The sequence below is a fragment of the Amycolatopsis sp. cmx-11-12 genome, assembly GCF_046269425.1.
In the GTDB taxonomy this organism is placed as follows: domain Bacteria; phylum Actinomycetota; class Actinomycetes; order Mycobacteriales; family Pseudonocardiaceae; genus Amycolatopsis.
In genome coordinates this window covers 1-15,931 of the sequence record NZ_JADNQM010000027.1, presented here as the reverse complement: position 1 = coordinate 15,931, position 15,931 = coordinate 1, and the positions used below count along the sequence as shown (strand labels likewise).

General features: G+C 68.3%; 13 protein-coding genes. 6 read left to right on the top strand and 7 right to left on the bottom strand.

All coding sequences use genetic code 11. The annotated features are described in order from the left end of the window. Nucleotides 1-67: 67 nt before the first annotated feature. The gene (locus ACLARN_RS30360) at nt 68-751 is read right to left on the bottom strand and encodes a DUF3159 domain-containing protein (RefSeq protein ID WP_409494900.1); all 684 of its coding nucleotides are present in this window, start codon (nt 749-751) and stop codon (nt 68-70) included. A gap of 273 nt (nt 752-1,024) precedes the next feature. Here ACLARN_RS30360 and ACLARN_RS30355 point away from each other — a divergent pair, with 273 nt between their 5' ends. The 6 genes from ACLARN_RS30355 to ACLARN_RS30330 all read left to right on the top strand — a co-directional run bounded on the left by ACLARN_RS30355 (nt 1,025) and on the right by ACLARN_RS30330 (nt 5,596). After that, on the top strand, nt 1,025-1,864 hold the full coding sequence (locus tag ACLARN_RS30355; RefSeq protein ID WP_409494899.1) for an SGNH/GDSL hydrolase family protein: 840 nt from the start codon (nt 1,025-1,027) through the stop codon (nt 1,862-1,864). A 309-nt stretch (nt 1,865-2,173) separates the two neighbouring features. Then, complete coding sequence (locus ACLARN_RS30350; RefSeq protein ID WP_409494898.1) at nt 2,174-2,890, top strand: OmpA family protein; 717 nt, start codon at nt 2,174-2,176, stop codon at nt 2,888-2,890. A 7-nt stretch (nt 2,891-2,897) separates the two neighbouring features. After that, a complete protein-coding gene (locus tag ACLARN_RS30345; protein WP_409494897.1) occupies nt 2,898-3,335 on the top strand; it encodes a hypothetical protein in 438 nt (145 codons plus the stop codon). 91 nt (nt 3,336-3,426) lie between these two features. Continuing rightward, nucleotides 3,427-3,903, top strand: coding sequence for a DUF6932 family protein (locus ACLARN_RS30340; RefSeq protein WP_409494896.1), 477 nt, complete (start codon nt 3,427-3,429; stop codon nt 3,901-3,903). Further along, on the top strand, nt 3,900-4,784 hold the full coding sequence (locus ACLARN_RS30335; RefSeq protein ID WP_409494895.1) for a hypothetical protein: 885 nt from the start codon (nt 3,900-3,902) through the stop codon (nt 4,782-4,784). The genes ACLARN_RS30340 and ACLARN_RS30335 overlap by 4 nt, the downstream gene beginning before the upstream one ends. 161 nt (nt 4,785-4,945) lie before the next feature. Next, complete coding sequence (locus tag ACLARN_RS30330) at nt 4,946-5,596, top strand: DUF4190 domain-containing protein (protein ID WP_409494894.1); 651 nt, start codon at nt 4,946-4,948, stop codon at nt 5,594-5,596. 279 nt (nt 5,597-5,875) lie between these two features. On the opposite strand, the gene ACLARN_RS30325 is transcribed toward ACLARN_RS30330, so the two are convergent. The 6 genes from ACLARN_RS30325 to ACLARN_RS30300 all read right to left on the bottom strand — a co-directional run bounded on the left by ACLARN_RS30325 (nt 5,876) and on the right by ACLARN_RS30300 (nt 15,550). Continuing rightward, nucleotides 5,876-8,665, bottom strand: coding sequence for a BTAD domain-containing putative transcriptional regulator (locus tag ACLARN_RS30325; RefSeq protein WP_409494893.1), 2,790 nt, complete (start codon nt 8,663-8,665; stop codon nt 5,876-5,878). Between the two features lie 571 nt (nt 8,666-9,236). Continuing rightward, complete coding sequence (gene thpD / locus ACLARN_RS30320) at nt 9,237-10,136, bottom strand: ectoine hydroxylase (protein WP_409494892.1); 900 nt, start codon at nt 10,134-10,136, stop codon at nt 9,237-9,239. A gap of 24 nt (nt 10,137-10,160) precedes the next feature. Continuing rightward, complete coding sequence (locus ACLARN_RS30315) at nt 10,161-10,550, bottom strand: ectoine synthase (protein ID WP_409494891.1); 390 nt, start codon at nt 10,548-10,550, stop codon at nt 10,161-10,163. A gap of 34 nt (nt 10,551-10,584) precedes the next feature. Further along, entirely contained in the window at nt 10,585-11,835 is a 1,251-nt protein-coding gene (ectB, locus tag ACLARN_RS30310; protein WP_409494890.1) for a diaminobutyrate--2-oxoglutarate transaminase, read from the bottom strand. Between the two features lie 38 nt (nt 11,836-11,873). Next, nucleotides 11,874-12,365 (bottom strand): diaminobutyrate acetyltransferase, encoded by a 492-nt coding sequence (gene ectA, locus ACLARN_RS30305; protein ID WP_409494889.1) that lies wholly within the window; start codon nt 12,363-12,365, stop codon nt 11,874-11,876. A 215-nt stretch (nt 12,366-12,580) separates the two neighbouring features. Next, nucleotides 12,581-15,550: a patatin-like protein gene (locus ACLARN_RS30300; protein WP_409494888.1), complete on the bottom strand. Its 2,970-nt coding sequence runs from the start codon at nt 15,548-15,550 to the stop codon at nt 12,581-12,583. Nucleotides 15,551-15,931 lie beyond the last annotated feature (381 nt).

The following is a 15,931-nucleotide window of genomic DNA, read 5'->3' as shown; positions in this document are numbered from 1 at the left end:
TCCGGGCCCGAACTCCGGGTACCGTAGGACCCGGCCCCCGGACCCTCCCCCCTCGCCGGGGGCCGCCTTATGTCCTGGGTAGCCCGTCGGGCTCGGATCCGGAGGGGTTCTCGTTCTCCGCCACGACCCGCAGACCGGGATGTTCCGGCGGCAGTGTGCGGTACAGCACCCAGCCGCTCACCGCGACCGTCACCGCGACCAGCGGCCAGGACAGCACCGTCCGCGCGATGCCGAGCGCGACCACCTGCCCGCTCCACCACAACGAGCCGTAGACGACGACTCGCAGCGTGTATTGCAGGAAGACCCACACCCAGCTCGCCCGCGAATACGCGCGCAGCAGCGCGGGATCGCGGCGCCAGCGGGTCTTCTGGCCGATGACGAGCCCGACGACGACGCCGAGCAGCGGCCACCGGATCACGATGCTGGCCGCCCACAGCAGCGCGCTGGCCACATTGGACAGCAGCTGGATGAGGAAGAAGTCCTCGGCGCGGCCGGTGTGCAGGGCGATCAGCGCGGCGGCGATCACCGCGGCGAGGCTCACCACGACCGCGCGCGCCTTGTCACCGCGCGCGACCCGGTACGCGCCGAGCAGTACCGCCACCCCGATGGCCACGCCGGCTCCCCAGGCGATCGACTGACCCGCGATCAGCCAGCCGATGACGAAGGCCGCGGGCGGGATGCTCGCGTCGATGGCGCCACGCCGCCCGCCGAGGATCTGGGCGAGCGACTCGCGCGGGGGTCGATAGGTCACCCTTACAGCCTGCCGGATCTATGAGCCTGAACACCCGGGCGGGGAGACGTTCGCCACACCACGTGTCCGTTTTACGTCCACTTGAGGGGAATCTCCGCAGCACAGGAGTGTACATCCCAGTAATGGAGATGCATGGACGTCCGACAAAATAAGAGACTGTGTCAACGGGCTGAACCAAGGGTTTCGCTCAGGTGGGATTGCAGGGGCGCTCTCAGCTGTTAGTTGTGGTGTACAAGTACCAACCGGGGGCACACGGACGGAAGGGGACCCAACGTGTACGGATTCGACAGCTATGTGGCGATCGGTGACAGCTTCACCGAAGGACTCAACGACGATCTGCCCGACGGCACCTTCAGGGGCTGGGCGGATCGGCTCGCGGAGATCCTGGCCGAAGGCAGGCCCGATTTCCAGTACGCGAACCTCGCCCTCCGCGGGAAGATGCTCGACGAGATCCTCGAAGAACAGTTGCCGATCGCACTGGCGGTGAAGCCCGACCTGGTCACCCTGTGCGCGGGCGGCAACGACATCATCGTGCCCGGCGCGGACGTGGACGCCGTCGCCGCGCGGCTGGAGGCGGGGGTCGCCAAGCTGCGCGAGGCCGGGATCCCGGTGCTCATCTTCAACGGGCCCGACACCAAGTACCTGTCCGTGATGCACGTCCTGCGCGGCAAGGTCGGCATCTACAACGCGCATCTGTGGGCGATCGCCGCCCGCCACGGCGCGAAAGTGGTCGACATGTGGGCGATGGACCCGCTGCACGACCGCCGCGCCTGGAGCGACGACCGGCTGCACTTCACCCCCGAGGCCCACCGGCGGATCGCCCTGCGCGCGGCCGAGGTACTCGGCGTCCCGGTCGCCGACGACTGGCGTGAGCCATGGCCGGCGTCCGAGCAGCCGAGCACCTGGATCACGTCACGCCGCTCCGACCTCGAATGGACGAAGGCGCACCTGCTGCCGTGGATCCGCCGTCACCTCAGGGGCGAGTCCATGGGCGACGGCCTGTCGCCGAAGCGCCCCGAACTCGCGCCGCTGCTCCCGCTGGAGCAGATCGAGCCGGCGGGCGTCTCCATCCCGGCCGAACCACTGCGGGAGATCCACCACCACGCGAGCTGACCCCGGCCGCTCGGCACCGGTGCCCTGGGCGCCTGAAGTACATGAAGGCCCCCTTGCTTGCGTCTAGCGCAAGCAAGGGGGCCTTCATGTACTTCACAACCGCCGATCGGTGTCACCCAACAGGGTTATGTACTGACCGCCCGGTGCAGTCCGCGCGGGTCTGCGGCCTCTTCCCCGGCCACACTCGACGTCGCAGGCCAGAGAGGGTGCGCCGCACCTCGCGGGTTAGCCCCAACGGCCGCCTGACGCTGCGCCGAACGTGGTGAAAGCCGGTTCGCCAACCGGCAAGGCGCGGCTTACAGTTCCCTCATGCCCGGTACACGCTGGAGCCGCTTGCTGCCTACAGCGCTGCTGGTCACGCTCGCCTTGACGGCGATTTCCGTATGGTCGGCCTCGAACGACATCGAGGCCGAGCTGACGGCGCGCGCGAAGGAAGCGCTGGCCGACGTCGGCGTCTCCGGCGGTCAGGTGAGCTTCTCCGGCCGCGACGCGAACCTCACCGGCTTCCCGCCGGACAAGGCCGCGCAGGCGATGGACGCCATCCAGCGGGTCGACGGGGTGCGCACGGTCGAGATCTCCGGGGACACCGCCCCGCCCGCCGGACCGGTGACGACCAGCGGCGAGCCGTCGAGCCCCGCGCCACCGAGCCCGCCGCCCAGTCCGGCGCCGACTTCGGCCAAGCCGACGGACAAGGCCGGTTTCCAGGCCGAGATCGACCGTCTGCTGACGGCGACGCCGATCGCGTTCGAACCGGACACCACCGAACTCACCGCGGATGGCGAACGCGGCGCACTGGAGATCGCGAAGCTGCTCACGGACGCTCCGCGCGAACTGCGGTTCCGGATCACCGGGCAGGTGGCGACCGGTTCGGACCGGAAGCTTTCGCTGAACCGGGCGCTGGCGGTGGAGCGGCTGCTGGAGCGAAACGGGGTCAAGCGCGACCAGGCGTACTCCACCCAGCGCAGGAACTCCGACGGCGCGAACGGCGAGGGCCGCCGCGTCGACATCACGGCAGAACAGAGGTGATGGCTGAATGTTCTGGCTCTTCGGGCAGATCTGGCTCTGGCTGCTCATCTCCTTCGCCCTCGGCTGCGGTGTGACCTGGCTGATGACGCGTGGCGAACGGCGGGAGCGACCGGCGGCCCCCGAGCCGGAACACCCCGCTCCGGCCTACTCCGAGCCGGAGCCCGAGCCCGTACCCGAGTTGCTGTCCGCCGAGCGGACGCAGTTCCTCCCGCCCGCGCGGATCCAGGACGACGACGAGCCGTACGACCAGGAGTCGGAAGGCCACCGCGAGGGTCAGCTGACCCCGGAACCGGTGCGACCTGCGCGGATCTACCACCTCGACGAGCCGGAACCCGCCGGCCGGAACGGTGGCCAAGGCCGCGAACCCGAGCCGGTCTGGCCGAGTGACGAGGACTGGCCGCCCGCCGGGCGCGCCTCCGAGCACCGGCCGGGGCAGGGCGGCTGACACCCGCCTGGTAAATTCGGCTACGCACTGTGAGCGTGACGCCGGGTACGTTTCTTCGATCGGGAGCCCCGGCACACGAAGGAGGCTCCGATTGGCGCTCCCCTATTGGACGCCGCACAACCTGCTGCCTCCGGGCCGCCATCCCGCCGATCTGGCCGATGTCTACGAGCGGCTCGTCTTCGACGCACCGCACCAGAACGACCGTGAGATCCTGTTCAGCGCGCTGAACAGTTACCTGGGGGTGGCCCGGCGGATCATGCCGACCGGCCGCGCGTGGATCGGCGGCGCGCTGACCGCCAGGACCCCGCATCCGCCCCTCGGGCTCGACGTGGTGCTGATCCCGGACGAATGGGGCGCGCTCAAACGGCTCGACGACACGGGCCGCTCGGCGCTGTACGGACTGCTGACGCTGCGCGGGGTCATCGTCGGGCAGCCCGCCATGTACCTCGAACAGGTCCAGCCCGTCGGCGGCATGCTCGACGGCTTCCTCTGCCGCCCCGGCGACGAGGAGATCTGGGAGGAAGTGTGGGCATCGGGTGGCAGGGGAATTCCGGAAGTGATCTGGTGAGGAACGAATTCCGGCGCATCGCCGACGAGATCCCCGGCGGCACCTGGCTCGACGACCTCGCCCGCGCGTCGGCGATGGCCGCGTACGCCAAGTTCGAGCGGACGTCCCGTTCGCCGCTGCTTCGCGTGTCCGTGATCGGTGAGTCGCATCTCGACGCGTACACCTTCTCCGACATCAGCCGCGCGCTGCAGGACGCGACGGCGAAGATCGGGCACATCATCCGCAACCCGTCGGGCGAGGTGACGATCGTCCAGCCCGCGGACCGGGAGAAGGCCCCGCTGATCCAGCGCGGCCAGGCCGGCAACGCGATCTTCTTCGGTTTCCCGGAACCGGCGCTCGACGACGCGCTCATCCACGACGGGATCGAGTCGCTGTCCGAGCGCGCGGTCAAGGAACTGTGCGATTTCCTGCCTGCCAACGGTTCCGACGACGGCGCGCTGGACGCGGTGCTGTTGCAGCGTGACACCGTCCGCAACGCGGTCAGCGACATCGTCAACGCGGTCAGCAAGCACTCCGGGATCGGCATGGCGCTGACCCCGACCGCCGGCGAGGAACTGACCCGCAGCATGACCACCGAGCAGGCGCGGGTCCTGTCCGGGAGCCTGCGCGAGTCACGGGAGGCCGTCGGTTACGAGACGGTCAGCGGCAGGCTGGACGGCGTCCGCACCCGGCGCCGGATCTTCTATCTCGAACGCGAATCGGGCGGCACGATCCAGGGCGCGGTCGCGCCGGATCTGCTCGACGAGATCAAGGAGAACCTGGACCGGCCGGTGACCGCGCGGCTGCGCGTCGTGCGCACCACGACCATCGACGGCCGCCGCGGCCGCCCGGTGCACGAACTGCTGGAGATCACTCCCGAAGTCAGTCTGTTCGATCAGTGATCGGGTTTCCGATATTCGGCGGTGCCACAATTCTCGTCAGAAAATATCGATGACCGCTTGATTATCGTTGAATAATGACTTTTTCCGGCAGGTAACAATTTCGGCCATTGCCCCGAACGATGGGTTAACGTCTTCGGACGGAAGCCTCCGAAAGGGCATGTATGCCGACCGATCCACCACTCCCGCACCCACCAGCCACCCGGTACGGCCCGGGCTTCGCCACGCACGGGACCCGGCACCGAAAGCCCAAGAACGGCCTGGTCATCGCCGGCTTCCTGGTCGGACTCGCGGCGCTCGGGGTCGCCTTCGTCCCCGTCGCCGGGATCGCCGCTTGGCCGCTCGCCGTAATCGGAATGACTCTTTCCGTGATCGGTCTTACCAAAATCAAGAAGGGTGAAGCGGACAAGAAGGGAATGGGAGTCGCGGGGCTCGCACTTTCCATCGCGGGACTACTGGCCGCAACCGGGTTACTGGTCTACACCAGTTTCTTCGCTACTGGCGAGTCGGGACTGCACATCCCGGCGGTCGCCTCGGACAAGAACACCGTCGAGTTCGTCGTCAGCGCCTCCGGCGGCGCGACCGTCCGGTTCGGCTCGCTCAACGACCAGCGGACCGAGACGACCCCGGCCAGCACCGACGAATGGCGGGGCACGGCGTCCTTCAACTCGGGTGACTACCTGCTCACCGTCACCGCGGACACCCGGAACTCGTCGGTCAGCAACCAGATCGCCTGCACGATCCTGGTCAACGGCAAAAAGGTGGCGGAGAACAAGGGCCAGACCATCGCCCTGTGCACCGCGAACACCGGCTGACCCCCGCAATTCGGCACCTGATCGCGGTACTTGCGCGCACGCAACCATCGCAATCAGGTGCCGAATTGCGAGAAGCCGCCTGGCGGCCGGCCGGTATCGCCCCCACCTCCACCGGCCGGACCGCCACGAGCCGCTCCTGGCGACTCTTCAGGCGGCCCCGAAAGGGAACCGCCCGAGCGCCGATCGCTACCGCATGCCCCTCCCCTAGGGCTCGATCGACACTGAACGGGACCCTACGCGCGCGAGAGGCGAGGCCACTAAGAATCCGCTAAGGATCACTCACGGACTTTCGCCGAGGTCCGTGAGTTCCGCACGGACCAGCCCGGCGAGCTTGGGATTGGCGTCGGAAAGGATCTTCAGCGCGAGCGCGAATTGCTCGCGGGCACCGTCCACATCCGACCCGGCACGCAGCACCCTGCCCAGTGTCAGCCGCAGCACGCCCTCCTGGAGAACGAACCGCCTGCTGATCGTCAGGTCGACGGCCTCCCAGACGTACCGCTCGGCGGCGGCGAGTTCACCGATCCGCATGCTCAGTTCGGCCAGGTTGTTCAGCGAGACGACGACGTAACTTTCGTCGCCGAGGGTCCGGTCGATCTCCAGCGAGGCGATCTGGTGCCCGATCGCCTCGATGAACCGCCCGGCCCGCTTTTCGGCCTCGGCGCAGTTGTTGAGCGCCTGCCCGCGCAGTTGGAGGTCGCCGGTCCGCTCGGTCTCCTCGGCCGCCTGCTTCAAGGTCGTGATGGCCTCGTCGTACCGTCTCAGCAGGGTCAGCGCGGAGCCGAGGTGGATGTTCGCCGAGACCATCAGCCGGTTGTCGCCGATCGCGCTCGCGAGTTCCAGCGCGCGTTCGGCGTCGGCGAGACATCCCTGTGGCAGCTCGAAAGTGAGCGCGATGGCGCAGCGCGAGATCAGCATCCAGCACCGGCCGAGGACGTCACCGGACCGCTCGGCGGCCTCCAGTCCGATCTCGACCAGCCGGGTCCATTCGTCCAGCAACGGGTACACCGCGCGATAGGTGTGCGCGACCCTCGCCAGCCGCCAGACGTCGTCGTGCCGTCCGCCGGCGCGGGCGGCTTCGAGGACCTCGACCAGGTTCTCCCATTCCGCGGCGAACCAGTCCTGCGCTTCGGCGAAGGAGTTGATCGGCGGTGTCTGCGCGTCGGTGAGCACAGCGGTGAAGTCGAGGGGGTCGACGATGCGCAGCATCTTCCGCCGGGCCCGGTCGGCGACGGCCTGGTAGTACCGCACCGAGCGCGACAGGACGTCTTCCCGGTCGGCCTCGTCGAGTTCGTTCTCCGCCAGCTCACGCAGGAACAGACGGACGAGGTCGTGCGGGACGAAGGTGTCACGGCCGGTTTCGGCGAGCAGGTTGTGCGCGGCGAGCACCCGCAGATGCCGCCGCGCCTCGGCAACGGTGATCCCGCCGATCGCGGCCGTCAGATGGGAACCGGCCGAGACGCACTGGACCACGCCGAGACGCAGGAACGTATTCGCGACGTCGGCGGGCAGCCCGCGGAACGAGACGTCGAACGCCGCGCGGACCCCGTCGTCCGGGCCCTCGACGTCGAGCGCGGCCAGCCTGGTCCGTTCGTTGCCGAGTTCTTCGACCAGGTCCTGCGCGGACCACTGCGCGCTGGCGGCGAGCCGGGCGCCCGCGATCCGCAGCGCGAGCGGGAGATAACCGCAGAGCCGGGCGAGCGCGTGGTTGAGGTCGAACCCGGCGGGCCCGGCGAGTTCCTCGATCAGCCGGACGGCGTCACCGGGCGCGAGCGTGCCGAGGACCCGCAGTTTGGCGGCGTTGGACACGGCGAGCCCGTCGAGCCTGGAGCGGCTGGTCACCAGGGACATCGACCGCGACCCGGGCGGCAGCAGCGGCCGCACCTGCTCGGCGGAGCGGGCGTTGTCGAGGATCACCAGCATCCGCCGCCCGGCGATCATCGAGCGGTAGAGCGCGATGCGTTCGTGGACCTGATCCGGGATGCCCTCGGCGGGGACGCCGAGTCCGAGCAGGAACTGGGTGAGCAGGTCGGCGGGTTCCAGCGGCGGGTGATGCGGGTCGAAACCCCGCAGCGAGGCGAAAAGGATGCCATCCGGGAAGCGGCGGGAAGCGCGGTGCGCCCACCACACCACCAGGCTGCTCTTGCCGATCCCGGCGGTCCCGGTGACCACGCCGACCGCGGTCTCGCCCGCCTCGGCCCGCTCGGCGAGACCGTCGAGCCACGCCAGATCGGCCTCGCGCCCGGCGAGGTTCGGCACCGCGGGCGGCAACTGCTGGACAGGCGGTGCTTCGGGTTTCGATTCCGCGACGACCTTGACCGGCAGGTCGTCGTTCAGGACCCGTTCGTGCAGCCAGCGCAGGTCCGCGCCGGGTTCGACGCCGAGGGTGCGCAGGGTCGCGCGGGACACCGTGCGGTAGAGCTCGAGCGCGTCGCCGCGGCGCCCGGCGTGGTAGAGCGCGCGCATCAGCTGGCCCGCCGTGCGCTCGGCGAGGGGCTTGGCCCGGACCAGCGGGCTGAGTTCGACGATCAGTTCCGCGTGCCTGCCGAGTTCGAGGTCCGCGTCGACCCGGGCGCCGTGCACGGCGAGCCGCAGATCCTCCAGTTCGGGAGCGCGGACCGAGCCCGGCACACCGGCGAGCGCAGGGCCCTGCCAGAGCGCGAGGGCCTCGGCGAGCAGCTCGGACGCCTTGTCCGGATCTTCAGCCGACGCCCGCTCCAGCAACGCCCTGGCCCGGTGGACGTCGATCCGGCCGGGTTCGACGGTGAGCTGGTAGCCGGGCGGCGCGGTGAGGATCCGGGCGCCGCGCGGATGGTCGCCCTGGATGTCCCGGAGCACGCGCCGCAGATGGGAGACGTTGCCGTGGACGATCGTGCGGGCGGTGGCAGGCGGGTCGTGGCCCCAGAGCGCGTCGATGATCTCGTCGAGCGCGACGACCTTGTTGACCTTCAGGGCCAGCAGTGCGAGCAGGCCACGGACGCCGGGACCGCCGACGGGGACCGGCCGTTCACCGTCGAGGAGCCGGACGGGACCGAGGAGTTGGAAACGAGCAGGGGAACCGCTTTCGCCCATGACGAACCCCCCTCCCCCGATCTCTCCCCTTACCGGAGTAGCCAACCTACCGCGCGAAGACGCCGCCAACCAGAAAACGCGAGGGAAGAGAGATACATCGGGACAAAAGGGACCCGAGACAGGGCCGATGTCCCCAATGCGGCATTGGGGGCACTGAGCGCCTCCAATGCCGCATTGGGGACATCGAGCGGGAATCCCGGACGCTCACGCAAGCCGAGGTAGGCGACCGGCAGACCGTCTCCCCGAAAGCGCGTCAGCGCGACGGGGAGACTTCACCCCGCGCGCCCGTCTTCGTCAGCGCGCGGAAATAGAAAGGCTCCGCGCCATCAGTCCCGATCTGATGGCACGGAGCCGGGGGATGTCCGATTTGGGCCGCCTGGGGGCGCGACCCACACCGGACATCGGCGTCCACGTCCGTCCGGGTGGGCTCACCCCGAGCGAAGAACCCGTTCGTCCGTCGACAACACCAACGTGTGCGAGCCCACTGGCCCGCACGCGTTGGCGACAACGTAACAGGGCGCACACTGTCGACTACAGGCGCCCCGTCATGGCCTTCGCGACCTGGGGTTCGTCAGCGCGACAGGGGTGTCGAGTCGCGGCCGGCGATGAACGCCGGACGCGGTTCGATCGCGGCGAACGGCTCGCGCAGCGCGTTCTCGACGCTGTTGAACACGACGAAGATGTTCGACCGCGGGTACGGCGTGATGTTGTTCGACGAACCGTGCATCACATTCGAATCGAACCAGAGCGCCGAACCTGCCTGTCCGGTGAATTGATCGATTCCGTATTCGGCGGCGAGTTCGGTGATGTCATCCTCACTGGGAACACCGACCCGCTGCTCTTTCAGCGAACTCTTGTAGTTGTTCTCGGGGGTTTCCCCGGCGCATTGGACGAAGGTCCGCTGCGAACCGGGCATCACCATCAGCCCGCCGTTGAACGCGTAGTTGTCGGTGAGCGCGATGGAACAGCTGACCGCGCGCGGCGCCGGCATGCCGTCCTCGGCGTGCCAGGTCTCGAAGTCCGAATGCCAGTAGAACCCGGTGCCCTTGAAGCCGGGCATGTAGTTCACGCGGCTCTGGTGGATGTAGACCTCGGAGCCGAGGATCTGCCGGGCACGGTCGAGCACACGGGGGTCGCGGACGAGTTCCGCGATCAGCTCGCTGGTCTCGTGGACGTCGAAGATGGAGCGGACCTCACCGGTCTTGGCCTCGGTGATGACCCGCTCGTCGTCGCGGTGGTCCCCCGACGACATGCGGACGAGTTCCTGCCAGTACGTCTGGACCTCGCCAGGCGACAACAACTGGTCGACGACGGTGTAACCACGGGCCTCGTGGTTGGCGAGCGCGGCCGCGTCGATGGGGCCGTCGGCTTCGCCGCCCCAGACGGTGGGGTGCGTCCTGGGCAGGTGTACGGGCTTACCCGTGATGCGAGTCGGGTAGCTGTCGTCGACTCGGGTGTCGGTCAGCGTCAATGCAGTCGCCTCCTCGAGCGATTTTTACGGTTCCGTGACGAGCGGGTACACGCCGTTTTCGTCGTGGACCTCGCGGCCGGTGATGGGCGGGTTGAACACGCAGACGCACTTGATCTCGGTCCTGGGCCGGACCTGGTGCTTGTCGTGGTCGTTCAGCAGGTACAGCGTGCCCGGCTTCAGCTGGAAGACCTCGCCGGTCGCGGTGTTCTCCAGCTCGCCTTCACCGGAGGTGATGAAGACCGCCTCGATGTGGTTCGCGTACCAGAAGTCGTTGACCGTCCCGGCGTAAAGCGTGGTCTCGTGCACCGAGAAGCCGACGCCCTCCTTGGCCAGCACGATGCGCTTGCTGCGCCAGTTCGGGGTCTTGATGTCGGCGTCGGTGTCGGCGACCTCGTCGAGTGTTCTGACAAGCAACGGAAAACTCCTTCTCGTTCTTGGTTGAGGGCGGTCAGCTCAGGACGGTGGCGATGGACTCGTCGATGATCGACAGGCCCTTCGTGAGTTCCTCGTCGGTCAGCGTCAGCGGCGGCAGCAGCTTCATGACCTCGCCGTCGGGGCCGGAGGTCTCCATCAGCAGCCCGCGCTCGAACGCGGCGGCGCAGACCTTGCCCGCGAGGTCGCCGTTGGCGAACTCGAGCCCACGGGCCAGCCCGCGGCCCTTCGCGAGCAGGTTCGCTTCCGGGTACGCCTCGACGATGCCTTCGAACGCGGCGGCGATGCGCTCGCCCTTGGCCTTGGTCGACTTCTCCAGCTCGTCGTCGCTCCAGTAGACGCGCAGCGCCTCGGTCGCGGTGACGAACGCCGGGCTGATGCCGCGGAAGGTGCCGTTGTGCTCACCCGGCTCCCAGACGTCGAGGTCCGGGCGGATCAGCGTCAGCGCCATCGGGATGCCGTAGCCGCCGATGGACTTCGACAGGCAGACGATGTCGGGTTTGATGCCCGCGTCCTCGAAGCTGAAGAACGGGCCGGTGCGGCCGCAGCCCATCTGGACGTCGTCGAGGATCAGCAGGATGCCGTGCTTCTTACACAGCTCGTCCAGCGCCTTGAGCCACTCGACCCGCGCGGCGTTGATGCCGCCTTCGCCCTGCACGCCTTCGACGATAACGGCGGCGGGCTCGTTCAGGCCGCTGCCGGAGTCTTCGAGCAGCTTCTCGAAGTAGAGGAAGTCCGGGATGGAGCCATCGAAGTAGTTGTCGTACGGCATCGGGGTGGCGTGCACCAGCGGGACACCCGCGCCGCCGCGCTTCATCGAGTTGCCGGTCACCGAAAGGGCGCCCAGCGTCATCCCGTGGAAGGCGTTGGTGAAGTTGATGACGGATTCCTTGCCGGTCACCTTGCGCGCGAGCTTCAGCGCGGCCTCGACCGCGTTCGCGCCACCGGGGCCGGGGAAGACGACCTTGTAGTCGAGTTCGCGCGGCGCGAGGATCTTCTCCTTGAACGTCTCGAGGAAGTCCCGCTTGGCCACGGTGAACATGTCGAGCGCGTGCGTGACGCCGTCACGGGCGATGTAGTCGATCAGGGCCCGCTTGATCGCCGGGTTGTTGTGCCCGTAGTTGAGCGCGCCGGCGCCGGCGAAGAAGTCGAGGTAGGCCTTGCCGTCTTCGTCGTACAGGTAGCTCCCCTGCGCCCGGTCGAACACCACGGGCCAGCCACGACTGTAACTGCGTACTTCGGATTCGAGTTCCTCGAAAATGCTCATCACGTTTTCTTTCTCCCTGAGATCCCCGGCTTTACGTTCTACTGACTGCTGAGCGGACCGATTCGGTACAGATCCTCTTGCTCATGCGTTCCGTCCTCGGCCGGAAAATCCGTCGCGGAGAACAGATCCTGCCGTTCCAAGGTGGCGTTCCACCGCTTGGCGAACGAGGCGAACAACCGGATCGAAGCCTCGTTGTCCGGGGTGATCGTCGTTTCGAGGTACCGCACGCCTTGGGCGGCAAGGCGGCTGAACAGCTCGTCGAGCAGTGCCCCGGCCAGGCCTTTCCCGCGCTGGGACGCGTCGACCGCGACCTGCCAGACGAAGCCGGTGTCCTGCTTCCGATACCCGAGCACGAAACCGACCGGCGTGCCGTCGACTTTCGCTACGACGGACGTATCCGCGAAATCGCGGCACCAGAGCAGATAGGCGTAGGCCGAGTTGAGATCAAGCTTCTTCGAATCGCGGGCGATTCGCCAGAGCTCGGCACCATCCGCCTTGGTCGGGTATTCGATCAAGTGCTTTCCGGACATGTCCAAGAAACGTACCGGAGGATTCGGGCGCGGTCAGATCAGCGCGGCGACGGCAACGCGGCTACCTGCAACAACCCTGAAACACACGTGACAAAGGTAACGGTAACGTTTGAAGCGCAGCACTCGTGGGTAAGGCCGCCTCGATGCGGTCTCACCGCATGTGACGATACCAACCGTCACCACTCGGTCGCAGCGTCAGGCCACAATTCGGCGGTTCAGCGGCGCCCTCGCCGCCGGAATACGGCACCGAGCGGCGTCCAGACGGCGGGCAGCAGGACCAGCAGGCAGACGACCAGCCACCAGACCGGCGCCTCACCGCGCCGCCAGCCCGCGACGACGTCGCCAAGCCAGCCGAACAGCGGGTCACGGACCGGTGGCAGGAACGCGGCGAACAGCAGACCCGCCCCCGCCAGCACGCCCAGCACCGTGAGCACCATCCGCCACGTCTTGCGCAACGTCATCAGGCTGACCACCAGGAACACGATGGCGCCCGCGGCGACCGGGACGCCCACCCATTGGAGCACCGGCCCGCCCTGTCCACCGAGGACGAACCCGGCCAGCACGGTGATCAGCGCGGCGAGCACGTTCCACGGGGACGGCAGGGTGGCCGCGCCGCGCGTGATCCACCACGCGCTGCGGCTCGCGGCCTTGGCGAAGGTCGCGGCGGGCTGGACCGACTTCGGCACCCTCGTCGCCCCCGCGGCCGCGTTGATCCCGGCGGCGCCCGCCTTGACCAGCGTCTTCGTCAGCAACATCGTCCCGCGTTCGTGTTCGAACCGCTCGCCGGAGACCTGGCACGCCTGGAACGCGCGCTGCGCCTGCTCGTCGGTTTCCGGCTCGTTCTCGATCAGTTTCCGGAACCGCTCCGACGGTTTCCCGTTCCCCTTGGCCGTTTTCGCGTCGTGTCCGCAATGGAGCGCGACGCAGGGCAGTTCCTCGCGCGCGATCCCCAGTTGCCGGACCCTGGCGAGCACCATCGCCGTCACCGGCATGCTGATCGGCAGCGCCGATTCGCCTTCCACGTCGCCGAGTTCGCCGTCGAGACCGAGGAAAGCCAGCTCACTCGCCAATTGGGCGCGCAACGCCTCCGCTTCCGCCGGGGACAGCCCGTCTTCGGTGCCCGGCTGCCGCCAGCCGATCTTCTTGAACGCGTCCCGGACCTGTGTGCGGAAGGCTTCCCGCCCGACGACGTCACGCAGCAGCCGCAGGCGTTTCGGGTCGAGCAGGCATTGGAACAGCCAGCCCGCGCCGTCGACCCGGCCCCACATCCAGTCGTTCGCGCGCCACGACGCCTTGTAGAACGCGCCGAAGTAGTCGGCCTGCATGCCGGTGAGCTTGTCCCACGAGCGGCGCCGTTTCATGTCCAGCAGCGTCCGCGAATCCGCGCTCACCTGGACGAGGTCGACCCGCTGGTCGACCGACGGCGGCTGCGCGAGCAGGCCGCGGGTCGCGATGTGCAGGCGCACCAGACGCGAGGTGACGATCGGATCCCCTGCGCTCTCGGCGTCGGACGTGAGCCCGGTCCACGCCAGCAGCGTGCTGACCGTGTCGGCGGCTTCGGTGTCGGGTTTCGCCTGTGCCAGCGGCAAAAGGATCGGCGTCGCCTGCCGGAGCGCGGCGACCACCATCGGCCACGCCTCCTTCAGCGCGTCCGACCGGCCGAGGGCAGCCCATTCCTTGGCGAGGCCTTCGATCCAGGCGGCCAGTGTGACGTCGGCGGGCGGCGGGTCCTGTTCGGCGACCCAGCCCGCGAGCCGACGGCCCCGCGCGGACTTGTGGCGTGCCTCGTGCAGCAGCACGCGGCAACGGTTGAGCTGCACCGCCTGCTCCGGCGCCGGATCGAGCCGGAAACCCGCGTTCACCAACTGGAGACCGGTGGCCACCGAATCGTCGAGCGCGGTGGTGCGGAAGGCGACCAGGTTCTCGACCTCGCAGGTGTCCGCGGGCGGCTCGGTCGGCAGGCCTTCGCGCAGCCCCGCCGCCGCGGCCGCGCGCAACTGCGCCGCCGTGCCGGACGCCCATTGACGGCTTGAATCCTCCACATCGGACAGTGAGAGCCTGCGGGTCGCCTCGCGGACCAGCGCGGTGGCGTCCTCCTGCACCCGCCGGTCGCGGTAGTCGTTCATCAGCCGCTGGTCGACGAGCGTCTCCGGTCCGCCACGAACCCCCATCGCGGCAAGGGAAACGCGGGTTCCCCTGGTCCGGACCACGGCGTCGTTGTGCCGGGTCAGGTCTTCGAGTTCGGCGCTGATCGTCTGGCTCAGCACGGTGCCGACGACCTTGCTCATCGCACTGCCCAGCAGCGGCGGCCGCTCCGGATCGACCTCGACCCGCTCGGCTTCGCGTTCCGCCGTCGGCACCACGTACAACAGCAGCCGCCGGACGTCCGAATGCGACTGCCGTTCGAAGATCTCCCGCAACGCCGGGCGCAACGGCTTGTTCAGCAGCACACCGCCGTCGGTCAGCCAATGCGACCGCGTGACGTCGGTGTACCGGGTCATGTCCGGATGCAGCGGCCCGGTCTTCTCGCCGATCGGCATCCGGGAAAGTTCGAACGCGCCCGGGAACGACGCCGTGGAGCGGGCCGCGAGCGCGAGCGGCCCCACGACGTCATCTGTCCACAAAGGACCATCGAACCGGAACAGCAGGCGATGTTCGGTGTCCCGCACGAGGTTTCCCAGCGCGTCGTCGAACCTGGTCGTCTCGCCGTCGATCATCGTGCCGGTGAGCAACACGGTGATGTCGGGACAATCCGGTTTCACCGTCGCCTTGTCGGTGATCCGGTGCAGCGCGTCCTTGAGGTCCGCCAGCAGCACCTTGTCACCGTTCAGCAACGACCTCGGCTCCTTCTCGCCGGGGTCGCGGATCAGGTTGTCGAGCGATCCCGTGCTGATCCACGTGTCGCGCAGCACCTGCGGGCTCGACCGGAACGCCTCGGCCAGCCCGAGACACGCCGCGTTGATGCCGCCCGCGCTCGTGCCGGTGAGCACGTCGAGCGAGACGGTGGCGTGGAGCAGATCGAGCAGGGTCCGGTACGGCCCTTCGGCTTCCGGTGTTCTCGACGCCTGTAGTAGATGTGAGGTCTCGGTGGCGACCCCGCCCATCCAGACCGCGAGACTCGCCCCGCCCACCATGGTCATCGCCAGCCGGATCTCCTGCGGCCACGGACTCCCCGCGTCGGCCATGTACGCCCTCCCCAAGGCTTTGTGCACCGTGCACCTTAGACCGGACGGGCGAACCGGTGTACCACCGTTAGTGCCGAAATTCGTTCGCCCGTAAGGGCGGTTTCACGCCCCCGCAATCAGGTGCCCAATCGCTGCGCCTGGATACGCGACGCCCCGCGTTTCGTCCTCTGGTTGCGGTAGTTGCACACGCAAGGACCGCAACCAGAGGACGAATTGCGGAAGGGACGGGGTGGGCGCCGGAGCTTGATGTCCCCAATGGGGACTTTTCATCTTGGTCTTGGCTGGTGGGGTGGGGTTGACCGGGTGTGTTAATGCCGGGGTGGGGTGGTGCTTGTCAGATGTGCCGGGTGCGTTGTTCGTGCTGGATGAGCACGAGCAAGG

Bases quoted from the DNA above. Each gene is read 5' to 3' on its own strand.
- ACLARN_RS30350 (WP_409494898.1), top strand. From the start codon at position 2,174: ATGCCCGGTACACGCTGGAGCCGCTTGCTGCCTACAGCGCTGCTGGTC.
- ACLARN_RS30345 (WP_409494897.1), top strand. From the start codon at position 2,898: ATGTTCTGGCTCTTCGGGCAGATCTGGCTCTGGCTGCTCATCTCCTTC.
- ACLARN_RS30330 (WP_409494894.1), top strand. From the start codon at position 4,946: ATGCCGACCGATCCACCACTCCCGCACCCACCAGCCACCCGGTACGGC.
- ACLARN_RS30325 (WP_409494893.1), bottom strand. From the start codon at position 8,665: ATGGGCGAAAGCGGTTCCCCTGCTCGTTTCCAACTCCTCGGTCCCGTC.
- ectB (WP_409494890.1), bottom strand. From the start codon at position 11,835: ATGAGCATTTTCGAGGAACTCGAATCCGAAGTACGCAGTTACAGTCGT.
- ectA (WP_409494889.1), bottom strand. From the start codon at position 12,365: ATGTCCGGAAAGCACTTGATCGAATACCCGACCAAGGCGGATGGTGCC.
- ACLARN_RS30300 (WP_409494888.1), bottom strand. From the start codon at position 15,550: ATGGCCGACGCGGGGAGTCCGTGGCCGCAGGAGATCCGGCTGGCGATG.